At 54.8% G+C, this 9,471-nt stretch carries 8 protein-coding genes and 2 pseudogenes; 5 read left to right on the top strand and 5 right to left on the bottom strand.

Annotated elements, in window-relative coordinates:
- Window positions 1-30: 30 nt before the first annotated feature.
- The gene (gene tyrS / locus PSES9_RS0108955; RefSeq protein WP_010486168.1) at window positions 31-1,230 is read right to left on the bottom strand and encodes a tyrosine--tRNA ligase; all 1,200 of its coding nucleotides are present in this window, start codon (window positions 1,228-1,230) and stop codon (window positions 31-33) included.
- A gap of 221 nt (window positions 1,231-1,451) precedes the next feature.
- On the opposite strand from tyrS, the gene PSES9_RS0108950 reads away from it, so the two are divergent.
- On the top strand, window positions 1,452-2,873 hold the full coding sequence (locus PSES9_RS0108950) for an OapA family protein (protein WP_010486167.1): 1,422 nt from the start codon (window positions 1,452-1,454) through the stop codon (window positions 2,871-2,873).
- A gap of 6 nt (window positions 2,874-2,879) precedes the next feature.
- Window positions 2,880-3,971 (top strand): annotated as a pseudogene (locus PSES9_RS23260) (anhydro-N-acetylmuramic acid kinase).
- 74 nt (window positions 3,972-4,045) lie between these two features.
- Here the strand turns inward: PSES9_RS23260 and erpA are convergent.
- From erpA to argC, 4 genes are all read right to left on the bottom strand, one after another.
- The gene (gene erpA / locus PSES9_RS0108940; protein ID WP_010486164.1) at window positions 4,046-4,396 is read right to left on the bottom strand and encodes an iron-sulfur cluster insertion protein ErpA; all 351 of its coding nucleotides are present in this window, start codon (window positions 4,394-4,396) and stop codon (window positions 4,046-4,048) included.
- Window positions 4,397-4,469: 73 nt separating this feature from the next.
- Window positions 4,470-4,895, bottom strand: a complete 426-nt coding sequence (locus PSES9_RS0108935) for a bactofilin family protein (protein ID WP_010486162.1) — start codon at window positions 4,893-4,895, stop codon at window positions 4,470-4,472.
- Between the two features lie 9 nt (window positions 4,896-4,904).
- Window positions 4,905-5,591, bottom strand: a complete 687-nt coding sequence (locus PSES9_RS0108930; RefSeq protein ID WP_010486160.1) for a DUF6776 family protein — start codon at window positions 5,589-5,591, stop codon at window positions 4,905-4,907.
- Between the two features lie 47 nt (window positions 5,592-5,638).
- Window positions 5,639-6,673 carry an N-acetyl-gamma-glutamyl-phosphate reductase gene (gene argC / locus PSES9_RS0108925; protein WP_010486159.1) on the bottom strand — a complete coding sequence of 345 codons (1,035 nt, stop codon included), beginning with the start codon at window positions 6,671-6,673 and terminating at the stop codon, window positions 5,639-5,641.
- 133 nt (window positions 6,674-6,806) lie between these two features.
- Between argC and hemJ the strand changes: the two genes are divergently transcribed.
- The 3 genes and pseudogenes from hemJ (at window position 6,807) to PSES9_RS0108910 (ending at window position 9,422) form a co-directional block, all read left to right on the top strand.
- A complete protein-coding gene (gene hemJ, locus PSES9_RS0108920; RefSeq protein ID WP_010486158.1) occupies window positions 6,807-7,235 on the top strand; it encodes a protoporphyrinogen oxidase HemJ in 429 nt (142 codons plus the stop codon).
- A gap of 40 nt (window positions 7,236-7,275) precedes the next feature.
- Window positions 7,276-8,288, top strand: a pseudogene (locus PSES9_RS23255) (NAD(P)H-dependent flavin oxidoreductase).
- Window positions 8,289-8,444: 156 nt separating this feature from the next.
- Window positions 8,445-9,422: a DUF805 domain-containing protein gene (locus PSES9_RS0108910; protein ID WP_010486156.1), complete on the top strand. Its 978-nt coding sequence runs from the start codon at window positions 8,445-8,447 to the stop codon at window positions 9,420-9,422.
- Window positions 9,423-9,471: the final 49 nt, after the last annotated feature.

Raw genomic sequence — 9,471 nt, 5'->3', positions numbered from 1 at the left:
ATAGGCACCTCAGATTTGCCGTCAAGGGTTTTATTCAGCTTTCAGGGTAATTCGTGCAAATGCCTTCTTGCCCGCCTGATAAACCTGGGTCGTGCCCAACTTGACTATATAGGCACGCTCTACCACCTCGCCGTCGACACGCACCCCGCCATTACCCAACAGATCACGGGCAGCCGCAGCATTCTTGACCAACCCTGCTTTATTAAGCAGCGCGGAGATAGGCATATCTTCGCTTGCGGACAACTCGATCTCCGGCAGATCTTCCGGCAGCTCGCCTTCCTTCATGCGGTTACCCGCCGAACGATGGGCATTTGCTGCTGCCTCTTCGCCATGGAAGCGCGCAACGATCTCTTCAGCCAGCTTGATTTTGATGTCACGAGGATTGGCACCACCCTCTACATCAAGCTTGAACTGATTGATCTCATCCATGGAGCGAAAGCTCAAGAGCTCGAAGTATCGCCACATCAACGAGTCTGGCATCGACACCAGCTTGTTGTAGATAGCACCTGGCGCCTCTTGGATACCAATATAGTTGCCCAGCGACTTGGACATTTTCTTAACGCCATCCAGACCTTCAAGCAAAGGCATGGTGACAATGCATTGGGAGGACTGCCCATAGGAGCGCTGCAGCTCACGCCCCATCAGCAAATTGAATTTCTGATCGGTGCCACCCAACTCAACATCCGCCTTCAATGCAACCGAGTCATAACCTTGAACCAGCGGGTACAGGAACTCATGGATCGCAATCGGCTGATTGGTGGTGTAGCGCTTATTGAAATCATCGCGTTCGAGCATACGCGCCACGGTGTACTGCGAAGCCAGCTTGATAAAATCCGCCGGAGTCAGCTGCTCCATCCACGTCGAATTGAATGCAACCTCGGTTTTCGCCGGATCGAGAATCTTGAACACCTGGGCCTTGTAGGTTTCGGCGTTATCCAAGACCTGCTCACGCGTCAGCGGCGGGCGCGTTGCACTCTTGCCACTGGGGTCACCGATCATGCCGGTGAAATCGCCAATCAGGAAAATGACCTGATGGCCCAACTCCTGGAACTGACGAAGCTTGTTAATAAGCACGGTATGCCCGAGATGGAGATCAGGCGCAGTTGGATCAAAGCCCGCCTTGATACGCAGCGGTACGCCCCGCTTGAGCTTTTCGACCAACTCGGATTCAACCAGGACTTCTTCTGCGCCGCGCTTAATAAGCGCCAGCTGCTCTTCAACCGACTTCATGGCAGGACTCATAACCACTAAAAATAAAGGTGAACAACGATACAAGATCGCTGACAAATGACAAGTTTTGCCAAGCGACAAACAAACTTACACCTTGAGCCCCTCAACGAGGGTTGCCTCGAGGGCAATTTGGTTATATTTTATACAGTTAGTACATATTCATCATGTACAACCTTCTTTATTTCTTTTTCTTTTCATCTTTTCGTAGCCAAAAGCCACCTATGACAAATATAACTAGCAAAAAGCCACCCCTGTACCCCAAAACCCATATTCTCGCGGCAAGCGGGGTCGCCGCCATCCTCAGCCTTGCTCTTTTAGTATTTCCCACACGAGAAGTAGAAGCGAAAAAAACCTATATCGGCCTGGATCTGGACAACCCCGCCGAGCAGTTCGAGCCTGGTAGCGATGCAGCGAGCCTCATCAACCCAGAAGACCCGGTTCCCACCCCCTTCGCCAAGACAGTCACACCGGCACAACCCGAAAGCACGGCTTTAGCTTCCCCCGTTTTAGCGCCTGAGCTTGTCGAACCGCCAAAGAACCCTAACGAACGCCAGCTGACTGTTGAAAAAGGCGATACTTTGTCGACTTTGTTCGAGCGGGCCAATATCCCGGCCAGTACGCTGCATGAAGTACTCAATAGCAGCAAGGACGCAAAGAAACTCACACGCATCAAGGCGGGTCAGGTTTTAGACTTCAAAGTCAGCGACACTGGCGAGTTTGAAAGCCTTAGCAGCAAGTTGAGCAGCATGGAAACCGTCAGTATCACCAAGACTGCTGACGGATATTCATTCAAGCGCGACCTGGTTAAACCCGAAATTCGCGATTCATACGCCCACGGTGTAATTCGCAGCTCTTTGTCGCAAGCAGGCCAACGTGCTGGCCTGCCGCACAGCCTGACCATGCAGTTGGCTAATATTTTCGGTTACGACATCGACTTCGCCATGGACATTCGCAGTGGCGACGAGTTTGAAGTGATTTACGAAGACAAGATGGTTGACGGCAAGCGCGTCGGCAACGGCAATATCCTGTCTGCACGCTTCACCAACCGCGGCAAAACCTACACTGCAGTGCGTTATACAGATAAACGCGGCAACACCACTTATTATGGTGCCGACGGCAAAAGCATGCGCAAGGCATTTATTCGCACCCCGGTGGATTACGCACGCATCAGCTCGCGTTTCTCCAACGGCCGTCGCCATCCAATCCTGAACAAGATCCGCGCACACAAGGGGGTTGACTACGCCGCCCCACGCGGCACCCCTATCAAGGCAACAGGCGATGGAAAAATTGTCCTTGCCGGACGCCGTGGCGGTTACGGCAATGCTGTCATCATCCAGCATGGCAACCGCTACCGGACGCTGTATGGCCACATGCAGGGCTTTGCCAAGGGCATCCGCACTGGCGGCACGGTCAAACAGGGCCAGATTATCGGTTACATCGGCACCACCGGCCTGTCCACCGGCCCGCACTTGCACTACGAGTTCCAGGTCAATGGGGTCCATGTCGATCCGCTGAGCCAGAAGCTACCGATGGCGGATCCCATCGCCAAGAGCGAAAAAGCTCGATTCATGGCAGTAGCCAAGCCATTGATGGCACAGATGGACCAAGAGCGCAGCACCATGCTTGCGCAAAACAAGCGCTAAGTCGCGATGCCTTACTATATAGGCGTGATGTCCGGAACCAGTCTCGATGGCCTGGACATCGCCCTGATAGAACAACAGCGCAATACCCGCCTCGTCGCAAGCCACTACATTTCGATGCCTGATGACCTGCGTGCAGAGCTTCTCGCACTGTGCTCATCAGGCACAGATGAGTTGGCACGAGCCGCGCTTGCCGAGCAGCACTGGGTCAAGCTGGCAGCCCAAGGTGTTGCCCAGGTGCTGGCCGATGCGGAATTAAAAGCCGAATCAATCCGTGCAATTGGCAGCCACGGCCAGACGGTTCGGCATGAGCCGGCACGCGGATTCACCATCCAGATCGACAACCCCGCCCTCCTCGCGGAGCTTACCGGGATTGCCGTGGTTGCAGATTTCCGGCGCCGGGATGTAGCCGCTGGTGGCCAGGGCGCGCCGCTGGTTCCGGCCTTCCATGAGGCGCTATTCGGTGAAGGCCAAGGCGCCAGGGCGGTACTTAATATTGGTGGTTTCAGCAACCTAAGCCTGATCGAGACAGGCAGCCACGTCCATGGCTTCGACTGCGGACCAGGCAATGTGTTGCTTGACGCCTGGATCCAGCACCAGCAACAGCACAGCTATGACCGCGATGGTGCATGGGCAGCCAGCGGCCAGGTTCAACCGGAGCTGTTCAACAGGCTCTATGCTGACGACTTCTTCCAGACCTCGGGCCCAAAAAGCACCGGACGCGAACTATTCAATCTCGGCTGGCTTTAAAACCAGCTAGAGGCACTGCCCAGCTATAAGCCTGAAGACGTGCAAGCTACCTTGCTCGAGCTGACAGCGCGAAGCATCGTCGACTCGCTACAAGCGGCCCAGAGCAATACGCAAGAGTTACTGGTATGCGGTGGCGGCGCGCACAACAAAGCCCTAATGCAGCGCCTGGCCCAACTGTTGCCACACTGCCAGGTATCGACCACTGCAGCTTACGGCGTGCCTGCCGACTGGGTCGAAGCCATGGCCTTTGCCTGGCTGGCGCACTGCTGCCTTGAACACATTTGTGCAAACCGCCCGAGCGTAACAGGCGCAAGTGGATTACGCATCCTGGGCGCCATCTACCCCGCGTAGGCGCAACCAAAAAGGCCGCGATATTCGCGGCCTTTTCATGTGCTGTAGTTTTTTGCGCAGCGACGGGCTGGTCTTTAAATGGAAAAGGACGAGCCACAACCGCAAGTAGTGGTAGCGTTCGGGTTCTTGATCACGAACCGTGACCCCTCGAGCCCTTCTTGATAATCGACCTCAGCGCCAGCCAGATACTGGAAGCTCATTGGATCGACCACAAGGCTAACTCCTTCGCGCTCGACGATGGTGTCATCGTCCGCGAGCTCTTCATCAAAAGTGAAGCCGTACTGAAAGCCAGAGCAACCACCGCCTGTGACAAACACACGCAGTTTCAAACGAGGATTACCTTCCTCATCAACCAGGCTCTTCACCTTGCTTGCAGCACCTTGAGTAAATTGCAAAGCCGTGGGGGTGAAGGTTTCGACGCTCATGCTGACTATCTCCCGGCGCTAAGCGCCATACTGCGTTGCGGCTATTATCCGCTTACCCTACAAAAGAGGTCAACTATTGTACAACATCAGCCTCAGTATCAAGCAAAGTTTCTGGGAGCTCCAGCGGACGCGCCTCATCCTTTAGATGACACAGGCTGCCTTCGATTTGCGCGCCCATTGCCATCTCCATCAGGCCGTAGTACAGATTACCCTGCACACGTGCACGCGCGCCCAGTTCCAGATTCTTGCTGGCGTAGACGTTACCTACGACCTCACCATCAATCACTATATGGGGTGCGCGGATCTCGCCTTCAACCTTGCCCTCAACACTGATGCGAACCATGCCTTCGCTGGTGATCAGGTTACCGTTGACCTGCCCATCGACCTGGACAGCGCCCAAAAACTTCAAGTCCCCGCTCAAGGCAGCGCCCGCAGCAATCAGGCTGGTCTTGCCGCTAAAACGCTGCAGGTCAGGTTTGGATTTTTCTTTATTCCACATAAGGGTTGCTTACTCTTTGTCTAACCATTTGAAGGTACGCTCCAGCGGTTTTTCGCCTTTGATTTCGGCGCGCACTCGTATCTGACTCGGTTCAAAACCGGCAGGCAATTCAAGCTCGGCAAACCTGCCTGCATCAGGGATCGATTTGAAATGCTTGAAGGTGTAAGGAATCAGCTTGCCCTTGAACGTTACAAACTCACTTCGAGTCAGGCTCGCAAGCTCAAGCACCACTTTATCCTTTGCCCCCTGGCTACCCTCGACCGTGATATGCAACTGGCCACTGAGCGGGCTGTCGTCCTTACCTACCCGACTAAGCAGCACTTTGTAGCGAAAGCGCTGCGGTTTTTCTGTTGCCTGTAGCTCAAAGGTTCGAATTCGCAGGCCCTTGCGTCGGCTGGCAGGTGCAAGCACACCTTTATAGAAAGAAAGATCCTGCTGCTGTTTGAAGATTTGCTCTTCAAGCAACTTAATCGTCAGACGGTTTTGTTCATTTGCCTTTTCTGCGACCCTGGCACCGCTAGTCGCAATCGCAATCTGCGCACGCAAGTCATCCAACTGCCTTTCCTGTTCAGACAAGCGCTTGGCCATCGGCTTTATTTCCGCAGAAAGAGCCAGTGTTTGCTGACGCTCCCAGTACATGCCGGCATAAAACGCCGCAGGCAAGGCAAGTAGTAGCACCAAAAGCAAAAAACGCATCCGCCCTGAGCGATCAGGACCGCTCGGGCGTACCTCCCAACCTGCCATCAGGGCAACAAGGCGGCGTGGGACAAGCCAGCACGCTCGTCCAGACCAAATAGAATATTCATATTCTGAACGGCCTGGCCCGATGCACCTTTGACAAGGTTATCGATAACCGACAGCACCACGACCAGCTCGCCACCTTGGGGACGGTGTACGGCGATACGGCAAACATTGGCGCCACGCACGCTTCGGGTTTCCGGATGACTTCCCGCAGGCATCACATCGACAAAGGGCTCATTGGCGTAGCGTTTTTCAAACAGCGCCTGCAAGTCAACAGAGGTATCGCCCACCGTTGCATAAAGCGTGGAATGGATACCCCGAATCATCGGTGTCAAATGCGGCACGAAGGTCAATCCTACAGGCTGGCCAGCAGCGCGACGCAGTCCCTGGCTGATTTCAGGCAAATGGCGATGGCCTTTTACCGCATAAGCCTTCATGTTCTCGCCCGCTTCACTGAACAGTGAGCCGACACTGGCCCCACGTCCGGCCCCGCTAACACCCGACTTGCAATCAGCGATCAAACGGCTCGGATCGGCTAGGCCGGCCTCAAGCAGCGGCAAAAAGCCCAGCTGGGTCGCAGTGGGATAACAACCCGGTACCGCAATCAGGCGGGCACCCTTGATCGCTTCGCGATTGACCTCAGGCAAACCGTATACGGCTTCAGCCAACAAGCCGGGGGCGCCATGCGGCTGGCCGTACCACTGCGCCCATTCCTCAGCGTTTTCAAGGCGAAAGTCAGCAGACAAGTCGATAACCTTGGTGCCTGCATCAAGCAACTCGCCGGCCAAGGCATGGGCAACACCGTGGGGCGTGGCAAAAAACACCACATCACAGGCGCCAAGAGTTGCAACATCAGGAACGCTGAATGCCAGGTCCGGGTAGTGGCCGCGAAGATTTGGATACATCTCGTCAACGCGTAGCCCTGCTTCAGAGCGCGAAGTAATGACCGTCACTTGAGCTTGCGGATGCTGCGCCAATAAACGCAGCAGTTCGACACCGGTGTAACCTGTGCCGCCGACGATTCCGACCTTAATCATTACTTGCCCCTACAGAAAGCCACTGGAAAGCCCTTGATAATAAAGCCCTGAGACGATGCGGCCAACTAGCAGTGATGACGGATGCGTATCGGAGCACTACTATCGGGGTATTAATTCGTTCAGGTTGGTCTAAATGCTCTACTTGTGGCTCAAAGCCTTACACATCATCTCGCTGGTCTGCTGGTTCGCCGGACTGTTTTATCTGCCCCGCTTGTTTGTCTATCACGCCTTGAGTGAAGACAGTGTCAGCCGCGAGCGTTTCTGCGTCATGGAGCGCAAGCTCTATCGCGGCATCATGACCCCCGCCATGCTCGCCACCCTGATTTTTGGTGTGGCGCTGATCAGCCTCAACCCAAGCTATTACTTCAGCCAAGGCTGGCTACACGCAAAGCTGGTATTGGTGATACTTCTTATTGGTTATCAACATATGTGCGGTGTACAACTTAAACGCTTTGCTTTAGGCGAGAATACGCACAGCCATGTGTTTTTCCGCTGGTTCAACGAGGCGCCAGTGCTGGCACTGATTGGCATTGTGATTTTGGTGATAGTGCGCCCGTTCTGATTTCATCCCAAACCATATACGACTCAAATAAGGTGCTGTGATGTCATTACCCCAAGTGCTCGAACAAGGTTTACGCTTGCCAGTCGTAGCCGCGCCAATGTTCCTGGTATCCAACCCACGACTAGTGACCGCCTGCTGTAACAACGGGATAGTCGGCAGCTTTCCAGCACTCAACCAACGCGAGAGCAGTGGTTTTCGCGCATGGCTTGATGAAATCGAGGCGGGGCTTTAGGACAAAGTTTTCGCGCATGGCTTGATGAAATCGAGGCGGGGCTTGAGGACAACGCAGCGCCCTATGCCGTAAACCTGATCGTGCACCGCACCAACCCACGCCTGCAGGCTGACCTGGCTATCTGTGTTGAAAAGCGCGTACCTATAGTGATCACCAGCCTGGGCGCAGTCAAAGAAGTGGTGGATGCGGTGCACAGTTATGGCGGGCTGGTCTTCCATGATGTCACCACTCGCCGCCATGGTGAAAAAGCTGCAGAAGCAGGGGTTGACGGGCTGATTGCAGTCGCCGCCGGTGCTGGTGGTCATGCCGGGACCTGGAGTCCGTTTGCGCTAATTGCCGAGTTGCGTCAGTTCTTCGATAAAACCTTGCTGCTTTCCGGCTGCCTGAATCACGGCCATGAGATTCTGGCGGCGCAAATGCTTGGGGCAGACCTTGCCTACATGGGCACCCGCTTTATTGCGACCCAGGAGAGTGACGCCGAAGCTGACTACAAACAGATGATCACCGAGGCCAAGGCTGCCGACATTATCCACACCCCGGCGGTGTCGGGCATCCCGGCAAGCTTTATGCGCCAGAGTTTGCAGCGCGCAGGCTATGACTTAGCCCAACTGCAGCAAAAAGGTGAAGTTAATTACGGTGAGAAGCTCAAGCCAATCAACGATGAAGCCAAAGCATGGAAAACCGTGTGGTCGGCAGGCCAAGGCGTAGGCGAAATCAATGAAATTCCAGACGTGAAGTCTCTGATTTCACGACTGGATCACGAGTACAAGGCCGCACAAGAGCGCGTGCTGCGTTTACAACAGCGCCGAAGGCATCAATAATCACTGCCGCTTAAAGGCATATCGCCACTAATGCATCAATTGAAACTTTGCTGACACCCATCATGTGCCAGAGAAAATCCGGCCGTTATATTCTAGGCTGAGCCCAAGGGTAAAATAGCCACACTAACGACACTAGCGCCGACAAGGAAAGCTCGCATGACACAAACTCGCTTCAAGATTGTTTTCAGTGGTGAACTGATGCCCGGGGTGGCACTTGAGACAGCCAAGGACAATCTGGCCAAGCTTTTTAAAAGTGATAGCGCTCGAGTTAATACCCTCTTCAGCGGCAGCCCGATCGCCCTCAAGCGTGACCTGCACGAAGACGAAGCGGACAAGTACCTTGCAGCGCTGCACAATGCTGGCCCAAAAGCCACAAAAGAGCCCGACCTGGCAGCGAGCCTTTCACTGGTTGATACCGATGAGCATAAACAAGCGCCAGAGTCGGCTGAAACAATGCAGTGTCCCAAGTGCGGACATCGTCAAGATAAAGCCATCGAATGCTCGGCCTGCGGCATCGTTATCGAGAAGTTTCTGGCACGCCAGGCTTTGCAAGAACAAGCCGCAAAAACAGCATCGGCCGCAACTACAGTCGCCCCGCCCCCGGCAGCTCATACGCCATACGCGCCACCAAAGGCTCCAGTGGGCGAACGCCTGCCAGAGTTTGGCGAACTCAAGCCGTTTACCACCGATGGTCGTATCGGTCGCCTGCGTTTCCTGGCGTGGACCTTTGTACTAATGCTGCTTTGTGCGCCTATATTCGGTATTGCGGCGGCCGGATCCGCTATCTCGGCAACCGTTGGTGCCATATTGATGATTATCGTCAGTATCGCGCTGGTCATTGTCGGTGTGATGATCAACGTCCAGCGCCTGCATGACATTGGTTGGTCCGGCTGGCTGCTATTTATCACCATTTTGCCAATAGTCGGCAGTATCTTTAGCCTGCTGATGCTATTCATGCCTGGCACCCAGGGCCCCAATCGGTATGGCCCACCACCGCCGCCGAACAGCACATCGGTCAAGGTTCTATCGGGATTTGTCATTGTGTGCTCGGCGTTGGCCTTGCTCGGCGCCATCATCGCCCTGCTGACCATCCCGGACGCTCTCCAACTTCTACAGTCAGGAGCGGTAAACTAGCGCGAGATATCAACGCATGGGGCCGCGCAGGCCCCATCACGGAGTAATG

Origin of the sequence: Pseudomonas sp. S9 (genome assembly GCF_000222125.1) — a bacterium.
In the GTDB taxonomy this organism is placed as follows: Bacteria; Pseudomonadota; Gammaproteobacteria; order Pseudomonadales; family Pseudomonadaceae; genus Aquipseudomonas; species Aquipseudomonas segetis.
This window is presented reverse-complemented; position numbering and strand designations above follow the sequence as displayed.